Genomic DNA, 16,220 nt, shown 5'->3' on the forward strand with positions numbered 1-16,220 from the left:
CCGATCAGTAACGGAACCGCACAACGCCTTGAAAGGTGCGTGGGTTTTGGAGGAAAACGTTCTGCCGGAACCCACTGGCAAAGATTTGTTCGTCGAACAGGTTTTCCACAAAGAACCCGACATCCAGTTTGTCCGTCGGCCGGTACATGCCACCCACATCCACCCGGACATAACCGGGAAGACGAAAGGTATTGTTCGCGTTGGCAAACCGGGTGCTGACGTGCTGGACGCTGCCGTTGACGCTGAACTTGTCCCAGGGCGCGGTCTGAAAATCGTAACGCGACTGCAGAGCGAAGGTGTGCGAAGGCACGTTGCGAAACGTGTTTCCCTGCAAACCGCTGTTGTCTTTGGTGACTTCCGTTTCCGTAAATCCGTAGGAAGTCAGGAGATTCCAGCCCGGAACGGGTTCCGCCTGCACCGAAAGCTCGACGCCCTGGCTTTGCGATTCACCGACGGCGATATCAAATCCCGGATTGTTGGGGTCATTGGTCGCCATGTTGGACTGGGTGATGTGAAAGTAACTGAGGGTGGCGTTGGCCCGGCCGTCGAGAAAATCGACCTTGAAACCACCTTCGTACTGCTCACCACTTTCCGGGGCAAACGGGGTGCCGCCTGCGGTCGATCCATCCTGTGGAACGAACGACTCCGTCCGGTTGAAGAATACGGAGACGGTTTCCCACGGTTGATACACCGCGCCAAACTGGGTGGTGAACGCGTCGTCGGTGCGGCTGAAGGGAACCAACGGACCGCCTGCGGCGGCGAATTCACTGTCGAGATCCGAGTACGCATAGCGGAACCCACCCAGCAATTTCAGGTTTTCAAATACGGTGATGCGATCCTGGAGAAAAAAGCCCAGGGTCTTGATGTCTTGAATGAAGGTTCGCGGCACCAGACTGGGCTTGGAGGACACATTGTAAACCGGATTGAAAATGTCGAGGGTCCCCATGGCGGCAAAGTTGGTGTGAAAATCGCCGTGATTGTTCCTGAAATCGGCGCCCACCACGACTTCGTGGGCGAGGCTGCCGGTGTCGAAGGTGGCATTCACATCCAGAAGGAAGAAGAAGTCCTGGCTCGTGTCGCCGGGGCTGACAAAGAATTCCCGGTTCAACGTCCTGCCGTCCGCCTGCAGGCCGTCGGGAAACACTTCCTCAAAGTTTCGCTTGGTCTGCATCCATGAAAAATTGAATCGTCCGATCAACCAGTCGCTGAAGCGGTGTTCCAGGCGGGACATGACGCTGATGTTGCTTCGGGAGGTACCGCCGAAATTGGGTTCGCCGATGCTGATGGAAGGATCGTACTTCCCGTTGGGATTCGGGGTCAGAAGCCCGCTGGCCGGTTGGCCGTTGTAAAAGTTGGACCAATCGTCCGCGGAATAAGTCCCTTCCACCGTCCATTTGGTGTCCTCATTCAAATCCATGGTGACGACGGGCGCGATGAATATGTGCTCCCGGTCCCAGAAGCGGATGAACGATTCCCGGTCTTCGTAAGCAACGTTGAGCCGGTATTTGATTCTCTTGTCGTCGGAGATGGGACCGCCGACGTCCGTGGTCAGCCGGTAGGAATCGAACGACCCCAGTTGAAAGCCGCCCTCCGCATGGAAGAAATCAAGAGGCTGTTTGGTGACCACATTGACCACGGCGCTGGGCTGCATTTGCCCGTACATGACCGAGGAAGGGCCTTTCAGGATTTCCACGCGTTCGACGTTGGACGTGTCCCGGGCGGTGATCATGCGCGTGCCGCCGCGCAAGCCGTTGACCATCATATTGCTGGCGGCGGAGAACCCGCGAAAATTAAAATTGTCGGCGAAGGCTCCGAAACTGCCGCCGTCACTGACGGCGCCGGGAGAAAACCGAAGCACCTCGCCGACGTTGTTGGAGCGGGTGTCGTCCAGCATATTGCGGTTGTACACTTCGATTTTCTGCGGGATGTCCTTGTTCTCCACGCCGGTGCGCGTGGCGGAAATGGCGCGCTCACTCATGTACAGGCCCACGTAGTCGTCGGCGATCACGTCGATGGGCGACAGTTCCATCACCCGTTCCGCACCCACGAGCGTGACCCGGGTGTTGTCCACGAATTTGTGCTTTATTCCCGTCCCCTTCAATATTCTCTTCAAAGCCTCTTCCGGTGTGTACGTTCCCTGCACGCCGGATGAGCGCATGCCTGCCACGGAAGACGATTCATACATGATCTGAATTCCGGTGCGGTCTGCGTATTCCAAAAGCGCCGCGTTGAGGTCCTGCGCCTGTATGTCAAATTCCATCGGGTCCCCGGATTGCGCCACCTGGAACGGTTTCATCTCTACCCGGATGGGTTCCTCCGCGTGGCCCCACCCGGGGAGCAAAAAAAATGAAGCGGCTATTAATATCAGCGCGTGCCCACTCCACACCGAGCGCGGGGCCTGCTTTCTCGAATGAATTTTCCCTGTCATGATTTCGCCTTTCTCCTCGCAAGAACAAACGTGCAGGATCGCTTGTGCATCTCCTGCATCGTCGATGGTTCCTTCTGTCAATGAAGTAAAGACGTCTCAGGGTAAAAAAGACGGTAATTTTTTTTCAATTCAGGGGAAAAAGGTTTTGGCCTGAAACTTCCGAGCCGGGAGGTGGGGAGGTCAGAAAAGCTTACCTGTTTTCAATACAGGAGCGTGTAATAGGGCGGGACGGGGACGACGGTGGCCTGCAGTTCTTCCGCGGCCATGTCGATGACGTGGTCGAGATCGTCGAGGTGAAACACGGCGCTCACGCGGCGTTTTGCCAGGTCATCGTTGGTGATGACGATGCGCTCCACGCGGTAGCGGTTGATTTCATCGATCACCTGCGAAAACGGCACGCGGTCGAACACCAGGCGTCCGCGCTCCCAAGGCACGATCTCCCGCTGGCTGGGTTTTTCAACGGGGCTGAGATGGGCCATGGGGTCAACATGAACCACTTCACCCGGGTGCAGAACCACCCGCTCTGGTTCCTTCGCATCCACGGAGGGCGTGGTCACTTCGATGGAATGATGAAGGGCGGTGAACTGGAGCGACTCCCCAACGCGGCGCACGACAAACCGCGTGCCCAGCGCCCGCGCCTGGCCCTGCCCCGCTTCGACGATGAACGGACGCTTGCGGTCCGGTTCCGCAACCACGGTGAAATCCGCTTCGCCTTCCAGCAATTCGACCCGCCGTTCAGAATCGGAAAACCGCAGGGCAATGACCGTGCGCGTGTTCAACCGCACCCGGCTGCCATCGGGGAGGGTTACGGCGCGGATTTCACCGTAGGATGTGCGGTGGTCGGCGCGATCCATCGGAAACGGATTGGCCGCCTGCAATCCTGGCCACATCGCCACCAGCAACAAAGCCGCCGCGGCGGCGTAGCCCAGCCATCCCGCTTTCTTTCCGCTCCGGCTCCCGGCATGCGCCCATCCATTCACCGCTGGAGAACGGGCAGGTGGAGTTTGAAGCGTTGCATGGAGATTCGGTTGGCGGGTGGCAGTCGTCTTCCGCCGAGGTGCCTGGGCCGCCTTCCCCAACTGCCCCCACGTGTCGAGCGCCAGCCGAAACGCTTTTTCATGATCCGGATGCCGGCGCCACGCCATCAACTCCTCCCGCTCGTTCGGCGAAAAGTCGGGCGAGCGCATGCGGACGATCCACCAGGCCGCACGGCTTTCGATTTCCTGTCTGGTTTTTGGTTCCTTCACACCCTCACCTCAACGGGGGCTCTTGTGGTTTTCATATATTAGACGTGCGAGGGGCCGTTTGGCAATATCCGGAAATCGAATCAAAGTGATTTCAAGGCCTGCATCGCGTGATACAAGGCTTTGGCAAGGTGTTTCTGGACCGTGCTTTCCGAAACCTTCAACAGACGGGCCACGTCAGCATAAGTACGGCCCTCCATCCGGTGCAAATGAAAAATTTTCTGCGTGAGGAGCGGCAACTCATCCAAGGCCTCTTTCAATACAGCAAGCTTTTTCCGGCCTTCAATGGAGTGCTCCACCGGAGCCGTGGTGTCGGGAATGTTCCACAAACTTTCCGTTTCGGTGGGATGCGTCTGCCGGCGGCGCTCGGTTCGGAAATGATCGATCGCCAGGTTGGACGCCGTGCGATACAAGTAAGAACGGGCATTTTCAATGGTGACGCTGGAAGGGATTTGAGCCACGCGCAGGAACGTCTCCTGAATCAGGTCATCGGCGGTGTCGGCGCATCGCACTTTGGCATTCAAAAAGCGTTTCAATTCTTTTTGATGGGCCAGGAACAGTTCCTCCAGTCTGGCATTCATGAATTGCTTGCCCTCGCCACGATGAATTCCTCCATGCATTGTTTCACTCGCTCCAGGCAGGGCACCCCTCCCCCCTTGGGAAAAAATTCTTTAAGAAGGCCTACTATATTAATAATGAAAATCATTTTCAACAATTTCCCTCTTTTTTCCATGAAAAATCGAATTTTGGATTTTTCTACCGGGAAAGTGGGTTGAAGGTCCCCACCGGCTACGTACTACAATGAAATAAAGACTTCCTCACCCCCAGGAGGACTTGATGCCCGCGAAAAACGTCACGCAACAACTCATCGACGCCCACCTCACTTTGGGCAGTCTGACCCCCGATGAAAACATCGCGCTTCATATCGATCAAACCCTGACGCAGGACGCCACCGGAACGCTGGTCATGCTGGCGGTGGAAGCCATGAATCCCAATCGCGTGCAGACCGAAGTATCGGTGCAGTACGTCGATCACAACCTCATTCAATCCGACAATAAAAACCCGGACGACCATTTGTTTCTGCGCAGCGCCTGCCGGCGTTACGGCATCTGGTACAGTCCGCCGGGACACGGCGTCAGCCACCCTGTGCACATGATGCACTTCGGCAAGCCGGGAAAAACCCTCGCGGGTTCAGACAGCCACACCTGCGCCGCCGGGTCGCTGGGCATGCTGGCGATCGGTTGCGGCGGGCTGGACGTGGCGCTCGCCATGGTGGGCGAACCGTTGCATCTGAAAATGCCGCGCGTCTGGGGGGTGGAGCTCACCGGCCGCCTGCCGAAGTGGGTCAGCGCCAAAGACGTGATCCTGGAAATGCTGCGCCGTCATGGGGTCAAAGGCGGGTTGAACCGCATCATCGAATACCACGGACCCGGTCTCGAACACCTGAGCGCGATGGACCGCCACGTCATTGCCAACATGGGCGCGGAGCTGGGCGCCACCACCACGGTATTTCCGGCGGACCGCGCGGTGCGTGATTTTCTCAATCGCTACGGACGCGGCGAAGACTTTCGGGAACTCACCGCCGATTCCGGGGCCGATTACGACGACCACGACCATATCGACCTTTCGCAGTTGGAACCGATGATCGCAAAACCCACCAGTCCCGGCAATGTGGTGCCCGTCAGCGAGGTGGCGGGGGAAGACATCTATCAGGCTTACATCGGTTCGTCGGCCAACCCGGCCTTTCGCGATTTTGTCATCGCCTCAAAAATGCTGGAAGGCCACCGCGTTCATCCCGGCGTGTCGTTCGACGTCAACCCGACATCGCGTGAGTTGCTGGAAGACCTCACACGGGAAGGGTTGCTGAACCATTTCATCCACGCTGGAACGCGCATCCATCAGGCCGGGTGCAACGGCTGCATCGGCATGGGGCAGGCTCCAGCGACCGGACGCAACAGCCTGCGCACCGTGCCGCGCAATTTTCCGGGCCGGTCCGGAACGAAGGAAGACAGCGTCTTTTTGTGTAGTCCCGAAACCGCAACGGCCTCGGCCATCACCGGCGTCATCACCGACCCGCGCACGCTTAAGATGGAATGCCCGAACGTCGATGAACCCGCCAACCCCGCCATCCATCGCGATCTGCTGGAAGCGCCTCTCGATTCAGAACAGGCGAAGGCGCTCGGGTTGGTCAAGGGACCCAATATCAAGTCGCTGCCGGAGCTGAAGCCGTTGCCGGACACATTGACCCTGCCGGTCCTGCTCAAAGCGGGCGACAACGTGTCCACCGATGAAATCCTTCCGGCGGGCAACAAAGTGCTGCCGTTCCGCAGCAACATTCCGGAAATTTCGAAATTCGCATTCACCCCCCTCGACCCGGATTTTCCGCAACGCGCAAAGGAACTGAAAGAGTCCAACGGGCATGCCGTGGTCGCCGGAGACAACTACGGTCAGGGATCGAGCCGCGAACACGCCGCGCTGGCTCCGCGCTACCTGGGGTTGCGTGTGGTCGCCGCAACCAGTTTCGCGCGCATCCACAGGCAGAACCTCATCAACTACGGCGTTCTGCCGTTGACCTTTAAAAATCCGCAAGACCTCGACTCCCTTCAAACCGGCGATGTGCTCCACCTGACCGGGCTGCACCACGCACTGAAACAGACCCGCCCCCTCCTCCTAACCGTCAACGGCGAGACGGGGAGGCGCATGGAAGTGGAACACGGCTTGTCGCATCGCAACCTGGAAGCCGTTCTGGCCGGAAGCCTTATCAATCTTTTTAAAAAGCAGACAGCCCGCCGTCCGTAGCCTCCCGCCCATCACGCAAGAGATGGAAATTCAATAGAACTCTCCCCGGCGCTGGAAGCGTCGGCCGGTGCCGTATACAGAGGACGGTTGGCGCTGAGTCATTGATTTTTAAGTCTTTTTTTGCAAATTGTTCGCAATCCGATATACTGATTGCGGTTTTTTGAGGGACTCATTTTCGGAAATTCTCACCGAGGAGGAGGGGGGAGTCATGCCCAAAGAGCCCGATCAGAACAAGCAACGCGCGAACCCGAATCCCAAGCCCGGTGCGCCGCGTCCTGCCAGCGGGAAACCGGTCCAACCCGCTGCGGGGGGCAATCCGTCACAGAATCCATCGCCGCAAAAACGCCCCGGATCTCCGCCGCAGAAACCGCCGCCGCAACAGGCTTCGAAAAAAGGAACGCCCCAGCATTCCACCGCTGCCGGCAAACCGAAACCCATCGCAAAGAGAAACAAATCCGCGTTCATCATTCTTGTGGTGTTGCTGGTCGCCGCCGCAGGCATCGGCGTTTTCCTCGACTACCTGCCGAATCCATTCAAGCCGAAAGCGAACTACGACCAGGCAGTCAACGCCTACACCCTGGGAGATTTCAAAACCGCCATGGCGCATTTCAAAGTCCTCGCCAACCGGGGCAATGCCGAGGCCATGTGGTACGTCGCGGACCTGTACCAGAACGGACGCGGTGTGGCGCGGAATACGGCGACTGCCGTCGAATGGTTTCAGAAAGCCGCGCAACAAAACCAACCTTGGGCGCTGTTTGAGATCGGCTGGTATCACAAAAACGGCACCGGTGGATTCCAGCGGAACACCAGCACGGCACTGAAGTGGTTCGAAAAGTCGGGGGACGGCGGATACGTATTGGGGCAATATTATGCTGCCATGGCTTACATGGAAGGCGTGGGTACCGAAAAAGACCTCAATAAAGCGCGGCAATGGTTCACTCGCGCCGCGGATCAGGGGCACCTGGACTCACAGGCCCATCTGGGCGATATATATTATCATGGGAAAAGCGTCAAGATCGATGACAAGAAAGCCCACGGCTACTTGAAGACCGCTGCGGAACGGGGCCACCCTCTGGCGCAGATGAACCTGGCCATGATGTACGAAAACGGCGATGTGGTGAAAAAGGATATCGCGCAGGCTTACCAGTGGTACAAACTCGCCGCGGCCCAGGGCAACCGGGATGCGCAGCGCAGCCTCGACTTCATCACTCCCAAGCTCAGCGCCTCGAAAAAGCAAAAAGCCGACGCCTGGATTGCCCGCTTCGAACCCGCTCCCTGACCCGACCCCCAACCCGCCCACAACACTGACATTTTTTCTCACCACCGTTTGTGCATAAAGCGCTTCAAATTCAAACGTAAGCCGTTATCCTGATAAAACAGTATGCAACCGGAGAGAACGCATGCATTCGATTCATCTGGTCCCTGTTTTCGCGGCCGAGGCTTCCGGCAACGTCCGGGTCGAGCTGGACCTTGTGATCTATACGGTGATGGGTTTTTTCGCGGGGATATTTTTTTTCTTTAAAGGTTTCCGCGATCTCAAAACCAAACGCACGGTGGAGGACATCCCCACGTCCCGTATTGCGACCGGGGCCGTCGGCACCGATGTCGAAATTTGCGGGACCATCCTCTGCGATGAGAACCGCCTGCTGACCGCACCGCTCAGCGGCGACGCCTGCGTTTTTTATGTCCTGGAAATCGAAAAACTCACGCGCAGCCGCAACTCATCGCACTGGATTAAAATCGACACCCTCCACTCCGACGAAGGCTTTTATGTGGACGACGGCAGCGGTGCCACCGCACTGGTCTTCGCCGAAGGCGCACAGATCATCCAAAAGGGAAAAGGTTTTGTACAACACCTCGACCGTTATCTGCGCGGCGAAGTCAAACAACGCCTGAAGCAGGTTGTCGTCCAAAACCTGAAAGAACTGAAAACCTTCGGGGTCGATGACGTGGACAACACATCCGGCAAATACCGCGTGACGGAAAAACGGTTCATGGCCGGGGAGGAGGTTTACATCCTGGGATTCGCCGATTCCGGCCTGAAACTCGCGGCGCAACGCAAACTCGATTTCAAAACGTTTCTCAAAGCCAAGAAGCTGATAATCAAGCACCCCAAGCTGAAACAACGTTTCGACCGCGATGAAGACGGCGTGCTGAATCCCGACGAACTGGAATGGGGCGCGAAAGTGATCGGCCAGCGCATGACGGATAAATACAATGAAGAACAGTTTAAAAAACTGTACTCGAAAACCAAGATGATTTTCAAACACGCGCCGCCGTCGCTGTTCCTCATCAGCACACACCATGAAGCCGATGTGCTGGGTCACCTCACCCTGCACACCCGGCTGAAACTGTTCGGCGGGCCCGCACTCAGCATCGGCTGCGCCGTGTACCTGATTACGATTTATGACGACCTGATGAAATTTTTCTGAAAATGTTTTGGTTCTACTTGAAGTCGAGGGCGGTGGAGCCGTCCCAGTCTTTGGGCAGGTCCTCCGGATTCAGGCGGTTCATGCAGTGGAGCATGTTCAGGCTGGGGGCGTCCCCCGGGCGTATCTGCAAGCTCTGGTTGAAAAGCCCGGCGGCGGTGGCGAACTCCCGGTTGAGGTATGCGCGGAAGCCTTCCTCGTACAACCGGTAATAGTCCGCATCCATTTCAGTCATCGGTTTCACTTCCAGACCATACACCTCATAAATCCGCACCGGCTCGCTTTTACCTTTCACTTTGATGATGTCGAGCGGCCGCACGCGGAACACCTCCGGCGTCAGCAGGCTGCGCGTCTTTTCGGAAATGATCACTTCGGTGTGATACAACTTGTTGACGCCTTCCAGCCGGGCAGCGAGATTGACCGAGTCGCCGATCACGGTGTAATCGAACACCTGGTCCGATCCCAGATTCCCCGCAATGAGGGTGCCGGTGTGGATGCCGATGCGGCACTTCACCTGCACACGGCCTTGTTTTTCCCAGCCGGTATTCATGGTGCGGAGCGCCGTCTGCATGGCCAACGCCGCCCGCACTGCGTGATCGGCATGGCTGGGCGTGTCGAGTGGAATGCCAAACTCCGCCATGATGCCATCGCCCAGGTACTTGTCGATGATGCCGCCGTTCTCGATGATGATGCGCGTCATCTCTGTCAGGTATTCGTTCAGCAGTTTGGCGAGGTGCGGCGGCGGCATGGTTTCGGAAACGGTGGTGAAGCCTTCCAGATCGGAGAACAGCACCGTGGCCTCCCGTTCCTCTCCCCCCAGACGCAACAGATCCGGGTTCTCCAGCAACTGCTCCACCACCTGCACCGGAACGTAACGCGAAAAAGCGGTGCGGATGAACGCGCCGTGACGGGACAACGACACCTGCAATCCCACCACCAGCCCTACGAACACAACCAGGTACGCTGCCGTTGCAGACGTTACCGGAAACAGGGAGTCGTGGGTGAACTGCCACCAGGCCAACGCCCCCAACCCGGCCAGCCCACCAAAGCCAACCAGGTAATAAATCCACAACTGGCGGAAGCACGCGGCCCCGCCCAGCAGCACTGCCAGCGCGCCCAGGCACGCAAACACCTGCCCGTCCGTCCACCTGTCATAGAACCGGTTTTCCAGCAGCCCGTTCAACACCGATGCATGCACGGCGATGAGAGGCACGTTTTCTTCCAGCGGCGTCTGGCCGATGTCGCTGATGCCGTGCGACACATCGCCCAGCATGACAAAACGTCCGCCGAAAAACTCACTGAGGTTGCCCTGCATGTCCTCATCGGCAAACAGCTCACGCAGACGGGTGACCGCAACTTTCGGGAAATCGTGTTCCCAGGTATTCACATACGGCACGTACACCTGCCCGCGCTCATCAATGGGGATGACCCGCGCGTCATCGAGGCGGCCGCCCTCGACAGCGGGGATGGTCAACGCCCGCCCCCATTCAACCTGCACGTGTTCGAACGGCACCCCGGCAAAATCCAGAAACATCTGCAACGGCAGGGAAGGAAAATAACGGTCGCCCAGTTTGATGAGCAGGGGGAAATGACGGTACACGCCGTCGGAATCGTTTTCCGCATTGATGTGCCCGGTGCCGCGCGCCTTTGCGGCAAACAGATCGTTCTGCAACACCGGCTGGTCTCCGTAAAACGGTTGCGCCTCGCCGGTTTCAGGCAACGATGCGGTTATTTTTGAATTCAGTTGCGCGTAAACGCTACCGGGAAGCCAGTCGAACGGCTTGGAGGAGTCGGCGAGACGAAACGCGATCGGCAGGTAGGCGGTGCGCAGGCGGGCGATGGAACGGGCGAACTTTTTATCGGTGGCCGGGTCGCCTTCGCGGGCGAAGATGATGTCGAACGCCACCGCTTCCGGACGCAGCATGGACAGGATGCGATTGACCCGCGACAGGTAGCCCCGGTCCAGCGCGTTCTTGTCAAACTCCGCGTACGCGTCGTCCGTGATCAGTAGATAGACCAGGCGCGGCGACGCCTCAGGCCCCTTGCCCTCCTGGATGGCGTGCTCGTGAAACCGGTCGAGAACCTGAAAATCCCAACTGGCCCAGACCGATCCGCGCAGAAGCCAGAAGGCAAGGATGAGCAATACCAGCCCTGCATCCAAAAGGACGATGAGTTTTAAAAACTTTTTACTTCGCAACATCAAACACGAAGCGTTTGATCAGAACCGATTTTCCGGAAAACGTGAGCAGATCCGCTTTCAAATGCTCTTCGGACATGTCCATGCTCCGCACCGCCCCGGCCATCGAAATCGGTTTCTTCATTTTTTGGGCAATGTCCATGCCGCCCTTTTCATAGAGGCTTCCCGCCAGTTTTTCCCACTTGTCATGCGAGGTCTGGTTGTTGGCAAAGCCGTCCTCAAACGCTTCCAGCGGTTCCAGGCTGCACACCACCCAGAATGCTTCCTGGGGTTTGGAGCCATCGACCTGGAAAAAGTTGTTGCCTGCAGGCAGTTTCAGCACCGATTCCGCCGACACCTCTTCATGCGCCAACAATTGGGCCTGACCGAAATTCGAGTACACCACGTACACATGCAGGTCGGAACGGGGAATCACTACAATGCGCAATTTGTCTTCGGAGGTGATGTTGTCGCGGCTCCGGGCCCAGACCGAATCATCGTCGGTGCGGATCTCAATGGCGATTTTGGCACGGACCTTTTCATCAGACGAAAGCGCATTATCGGCAAACAGAAACAACGCCGCCAATGCGAGGACGCCCAACGATACCAGTTTATGAGTTTTCATAACCCCTCTTGATGGATGAACATTTTGATGAAGGGTGTTATGATCGCACCCTTTCTTTATTCTAAAGCCAAACACGTAAATTCAAAACTGCCTTTTCATCCCATCCCCGATTTTGCCCCTTTCGCGGCACCCTGCAAAGGCCGGCCGCCGCCACTGCGTTTTGCTTTACAGGGGATGGGTTTTCTGAAACAATAATTTAGATTTGATTCACCGCCAACGGGGACGATCGATGGAAAACTGGTTCATGCTTTCAATGGTTGGGAAAGACCAGCCGGGTATTGTCGCCCGATTGAGTGCCTCTCTGTGCAAAGCCGGGTGCAACCTCGGCGAATCTTCCATGGCCGCGCTCAGTGACAATTTCACCATCATGATGATGGTGCATTGGGAAGGCCGGCAGGAAGAGCTGGTGAACGTGGTGCAACCCATCAGTGACAACCTGGGCCTCACCTTCAACGTCCATCCCGTACCCGGCAAACTGGAACATCACCGGCAACCCGACATCCGCGTCAGCATTTACGCGGAGGACCGCAAGGGCATCATCGAAGACGCCACCACGGCGCTGGCCGACGCCGGGCTGAACATCCTGCATCTCGATTCCAACTTCGATGAGGAAACAGGCTCGGTCCATCCCGTTTTTTATCTGCATATTGAAGGCACCCTGTCACGCGGCATCGAACCGGTCGAGCAGGCCCTCGACATCCTCTGCGAGGAAAAGCAGATGAACATCCAACTCATCCCGGTCAACCCCAGCATCAAATGATCCCCGGTAAGAGAACCGCCTGCCCTCCCTCTGATTGACCGGGGACCGCAGGAAAACCCTTCCGTTTCGCCCTCTTTCTGCTAGAATGGAATAACTCTAATTATTTCAACCGTATTAAAAGTCTTAAGGCTTTTTGAGAACCAGAACCTTTTCCTCTCAACCGGAGACGCAACGGATGGCCACCCGTCAATCCCCTCTCAATCGCCCCCCCACCCGGCGACCGCCACCGCCGCCCGAGCCGGAAGACACGCCGGAAAAAGCGTGGCCGATGGTTGAGGTGGTGACCGCAGCGGTCATCGCAGTTCTCCTGCTTTTCGGTGGAATTCCACAGATTTTCAAATGGTGGGACGCGGCCCAACTGGAATCGGATGTGGAGGAAGTTTACTTCATCCTGGCGCAGGCCCGCTCCCGTGCCATCAAATCGGGGGGGGATGTCCTCGTGGTGTTCGACCCCGCCGCCCGCGCTTACACCCTGTATCTGGACAAGAATAAAAACGGAACGGGAGAACCCGGCGAGGTTCTCACGGAGCAAACCTTACCGGAGGCCCTGCAGTTTGCCCCGCCGGAGGTCTTGACGGATATTATGGACATCTGGGGCGGCGAGACGTTGGATCAGGAAGCCGTGGTCCTGAACAAGGGAGGGCACACGCTGATATTTTCCAATCAAGGTCAGGCCAGCACCGATGGTGCGATCTATTTGGCTCCCAACCCTGCTGGTGATGAGCCCCTGGATCATCTGCATGCCATCCAGGTTTTCAATTACGGGCACCTGCGCATTGCCCGCTACGCACCGGAAAACACCCCGCCCTGGAAATAAAAAAACCGGCTGGCGATCCGGGGTTTTTCCCAGATTGCCAGCCGGCTGAATTTCCGTGTGAGATGACAGGATTGATTTACATTTCCTGCCAGGCCAGCGTGGTCAATTCCATACCGCCGGTAGCGAAAGGCGTGCTGAGACTGCCGTTGTAGGTGATCGTCGGGTTACCGGAAATGTTATTTTCACTGACCAGGCCATCGGAACTTGCATTGTTCTGGATCATCAAAACCCCGTTGACGTCCGGGTTTCCGGCAAACGAGGCTTGTTCTCCGGCGTACATGACTCCTTCATAGGTCTGCCCGGGATTGCCGTTGATCTTCAGGTCGGTCCCCGCCACAAACAGCAGGTTCTGAATACCTTCCGCGGCGTTGGGGTCTTTGTAGTTCGAAAACGCGGGGTTACCGGAAATCTCAATATGCCCTTCCGTCACAATGGAGGTGGCCCAGGGGTTGGCAGTGGTTCCCGGATTGCCGGAAATATTCACATCGCCATCGACATAATACATGCCATCGGGCGGGGCCGTACTGCCGGAGACCACCCACCTGCCGGAACCCACGTAATCCCAACCATTCCAACTGCCGTCGCCGTCGATCAGAGTCGGCGGGTCGGTGGAGGTGGAATAAACCTTCCCGGTTGCGTCCAGAATGAAATCGGCATCCATCTTGTAATCCAGCGGCACCGCAGTGGGCACGGTCAGATTCGCCACGCCAGCGTCCTGCACCCCGCTAATACTCGGACTGCCACTGATGGAGAGACTACCCGAAGCCGTCGCGTCTTTCGAAATGGTCGGGCTACCGGAGATTTCCAGGTTGATGTTGGCGTGGACGCTCCCTTCGGTGCCGACGAGATCCGGATTGCCGCTGATCATGAGGGTGCCATCGGAGATCACCGCCCCCGGAGACAGCCAGGTGTCCAGCGTGGCGCGCAACAGCATGCGTACGGTCTTGGTTTCGCCGTTGCGCGTGCCGACGGAGGTCAGGTACACCACGTTGTCGGTGTCGTCGTTGAGATTGCCGTCGCCATCGTTGTTGTCCGTTACCGTCACCGTGTAGTTGCCGCCGCCGAAAGCAATGTTGTTGCGGATGACGCCGCTGTTGGTGGTCAGTTCGTCATCCAGATCGTTGGAATTGGTCGTAAAGATGGCGTTCATCGCATCCTGCACGCCGGCATCGGCGATGAAGAACAATTGCTTGTCGGTCTTGAAATTGGCGGTCATCTTGGTATCCAAAACCGTTTTCTGAACCGCGATGGGAGCCAGGGCCGCCAGCATCACCAGAAACAGCAGAACCATGACCATGGTCAGGCCGGACTCGTTATCCAGACTGCGAAAGCGCAGGGAATTGTCTTTTAAAATTTTAATTTCCATATCAGTTTGTGGTCTCATGACTCAAACCTCAAAGTTGTGTGTTTGAAAGGAAAGGAGGATATTCAATGAACCGCCCCATCCTTTCTATAAGCCCGTCGTCCTGAAATAAATATCCGTATTCATGTCAATGCTGGCGTTCGATTTCTTCGGATCCTGCACGGTAATGGCAATCTCGACCTTACGCATGACATTCAGGTTGCTGGCACTCACCGGAACCGCCAGGGCGTTTTCGTTGACATCCTTGTAAACGAACGTAAAGGCCGTGACGTTGCTGATCAGGGTGCTGGTGGTGCCGTTGATCGTTCGCGTGATGCGGTCGTTGGCGGCATCGTAGGTGTAGGTGATCACATCGAACGGATTGAACATGGTGTCGTATGCCAGATAGTTCGCCGTCACCCCTGCACTCAGGGTCACTTTTTTGGCCCCGGTATTGACATTGTTGATGGTCTTGCTGATGTCGTGTCCACTGATGGTGGTGTCCGCCAGGTCCTCAATGTCGTAAAGCGCAACGGTCTGCCCCGCCTGAAGTCCGTCCACATTGCCCAGGCTGATCTGCGTGTCCCCAGAGGTTATGTCGGATACCACGGTTCCCGGTTCCAGCGGGTTGTTCGTTGAGTCGCGGGAAATGGTGCGGAAGGAAAACTCCGTGGTGTCCGCTGAGTCGAACCGTCTCAGAGCCGGGACTCCGGCACCAGCGGCCCGCAAATCTTCCGCCATCTTACCCATGGCATAACGGGCGAGGGCCCGGATTTCCGAATCCGCATTCTGGTCCTTCAACAGCCTTTCCTGCTGGGTGAAGGTGTAGATGACCGCACTCAGAATCATCAAACCCAATGCCATGGTGATCAGCATTTCGATCAGGGTGAATCCGTCCTGCCGGTTCATTCTATTCAAATGGTGTCTGAGAGTTTTCATAATAAGTTATGGTTGTTGATGAAGGCGTGTGCTGACCGTGTACGTGCTGGGCAGATTGTCCGTCCAGGTCACCGTCACCGTAATGTCGGTCAGGTTTCCGGCCGCTCCATTGACCACATCCGTGGTCCGGTTGAAAGTCACCTTCGACACCACCACGGGAGTATCGGTTTCGTCATCCGCGTTGTTGATCACCGTGCTCTGTGCCTTGGTGCGCAAAGCTTCGATTCGCTCCTCAGCAATGGTTGCCGCGATACTGCCCCACTCGTTGCTCGAGTTGCGGTCCACGGTGGAACCCATGAACGCCCCATAAGCCAACAATCCAAAACTCAAAAGGGCGATCGCCAGCAGAATGTCGATGAGGGAGAAGCCCTGCTCATTATTCAAAAATTTGTCCCGCACCGTTCTTTTCAAATGCATTGCGATTGGAATGGGTTTCATGTCCAGTTCCTCAATTTAAAGATCAGCACTGTTGAAGGGCGAGGTCCGTTTTGATTTGGGAACGCAACGTTCCTCAGATATTCAGTCTAAAGGCAACCCGGTCAACCCGCACCGTCTTTTTCTAACGGTAATTCAGCAAATTTCGTACCAGCTTCAAGATATTCCCCCAGAAACCCAACAAACACTCCTAACTTTAATCATTCCAAATGGTTAGAATTGTTCG

13 protein-coding genes are annotated in these 16,220 nt (G+C 56.8%); 5 read left to right on the forward strand and 8 right to left on the reverse strand.

Annotated elements, in window-relative coordinates:
• Window positions 1-4: 4 nt before the first annotated feature.
• From QML71_RS09545 to QML71_RS09555, 3 genes are all read right to left on the reverse strand, one after another.
• The gene (locus QML71_RS09545) at window positions 5-2,296 is read right to left on the reverse strand and encodes a TonB-dependent siderophore receptor (protein ID WP_282011692.1); all 2,292 of its coding nucleotides are present in this window, start codon (window positions 2,294-2,296) and stop codon (window positions 5-7) included.
• A gap of 332 nt (window positions 2,297-2,628) precedes the next feature.
• Window positions 2,629-3,675: a FecR family protein gene (locus QML71_RS09550; RefSeq protein ID WP_282011693.1), complete on the reverse strand. Its 1,047-nt coding sequence runs from the start codon at window positions 3,673-3,675 to the stop codon at window positions 2,629-2,631.
• An 80-nt stretch (window positions 3,676-3,755) separates the two neighbouring features.
• The gene (locus QML71_RS09555; RefSeq protein ID WP_282011694.1) at window positions 3,756-4,253 is read right to left on the reverse strand and encodes an RNA polymerase sigma factor; all 498 of its coding nucleotides are present in this window, start codon (window positions 4,251-4,253) and stop codon (window positions 3,756-3,758) included.
• Window positions 4,254-4,509: 256 nt separating this feature from the next.
• Between QML71_RS09555 and QML71_RS09560 the strand changes: the two genes are divergently transcribed.
• From QML71_RS09560 to QML71_RS09570, 3 genes are all read left to right on the forward strand, one after another.
• Window positions 4,510-6,471, forward strand: coding sequence for an aconitate hydratase (locus QML71_RS09560; RefSeq protein WP_282011695.1), 1,962 nt, complete (start codon window positions 4,510-4,512; stop codon window positions 6,469-6,471).
• Window positions 6,472-6,679: 208 nt separating this feature from the next.
• Window positions 6,680-7,750, forward strand: a complete 1,071-nt coding sequence (locus QML71_RS09565; protein ID WP_282011696.1) for a hypothetical protein — start codon at window positions 6,680-6,682, stop codon at window positions 7,748-7,750.
• A 121-nt stretch (window positions 7,751-7,871) separates the two neighbouring features.
• On the forward strand, window positions 7,872-8,903 hold the full coding sequence (locus QML71_RS09570) for a hypothetical protein (protein WP_282011697.1): 1,032 nt from the start codon (window positions 7,872-7,874) through the stop codon (window positions 8,901-8,903).
• A gap of 13 nt (window positions 8,904-8,916) precedes the next feature.
• Here the strand turns inward: QML71_RS09570 and QML71_RS09575 are convergent, their stop codons facing one another.
• On the reverse strand, window positions 8,917-11,100 hold the full coding sequence (locus QML71_RS09575) for an adenylate/guanylate cyclase domain-containing protein (protein WP_282011698.1): 2,184 nt from the start codon (window positions 11,098-11,100) through the stop codon (window positions 8,917-8,919).
• Window positions 11,087-11,701 (reverse strand): hypothetical protein, encoded by a 615-nt coding sequence (locus QML71_RS09580; RefSeq protein ID WP_282011699.1) that lies wholly within the window; start codon window positions 11,699-11,701, stop codon window positions 11,087-11,089. Before QML71_RS09580 ends, QML71_RS09575 begins: the two co-directional genes overlap by 14 nt.
• 229 nt (window positions 11,702-11,930) lie before the next feature.
• Between QML71_RS09580 and QML71_RS09585 the strand changes: the two genes are divergently transcribed.
• Both QML71_RS09585 and QML71_RS09590 read left to right on the forward strand, forming a co-directional pair.
• Window positions 11,931-12,461, forward strand: a complete 531-nt coding sequence (locus tag QML71_RS09585) for a glycine cleavage system transcriptional repressor (protein WP_282011700.1) — start codon at window positions 11,931-11,933, stop codon at window positions 12,459-12,461.
• Between the two features lie 175 nt (window positions 12,462-12,636).
• Window positions 12,637-13,278: a GspH/FimT family pseudopilin gene (locus QML71_RS09590; protein WP_282011701.1), complete on the forward strand. Its 642-nt coding sequence runs from the start codon at window positions 12,637-12,639 to the stop codon at window positions 13,276-13,278.
• Between the two features lie 76 nt (window positions 13,279-13,354).
• Here the strand turns inward: QML71_RS09590 and QML71_RS09595 are convergent, their stop codons facing one another.
• The 3 genes from QML71_RS09595 to QML71_RS09605 form a co-directional block, all read right to left on the reverse strand.
• Window positions 13,355-14,662: a pilus assembly PilX family protein gene (locus QML71_RS09595; protein WP_282011702.1), complete on the reverse strand. Its 1,308-nt coding sequence runs from the start codon at window positions 14,660-14,662 to the stop codon at window positions 13,355-13,357.
• A gap of 66 nt (window positions 14,663-14,728) precedes the next feature.
• Window positions 14,729-15,559, reverse strand: a complete 831-nt coding sequence (locus tag QML71_RS09600) for a PilW family protein (RefSeq protein WP_282011703.1) — start codon at window positions 15,557-15,559, stop codon at window positions 14,729-14,731.
• A 6-nt stretch (window positions 15,560-15,565) separates the two neighbouring features.
• Window positions 15,566-15,997: a type IV pilus modification PilV family protein gene (locus tag QML71_RS09605; protein WP_282011704.1), complete on the reverse strand. Its 432-nt coding sequence runs from the start codon at window positions 15,995-15,997 to the stop codon at window positions 15,566-15,568.
• Between the last annotated feature and the right edge of the window lie 223 nt (window positions 15,998-16,220).

It is taken from the genome of Nitrospina watsonii (assembly GCF_946900835.1).
Lineage (GTDB): Bacteria > Nitrospinota > Nitrospinia > Nitrospinales > Nitrospinaceae > Nitrospina > Nitrospina watsonii.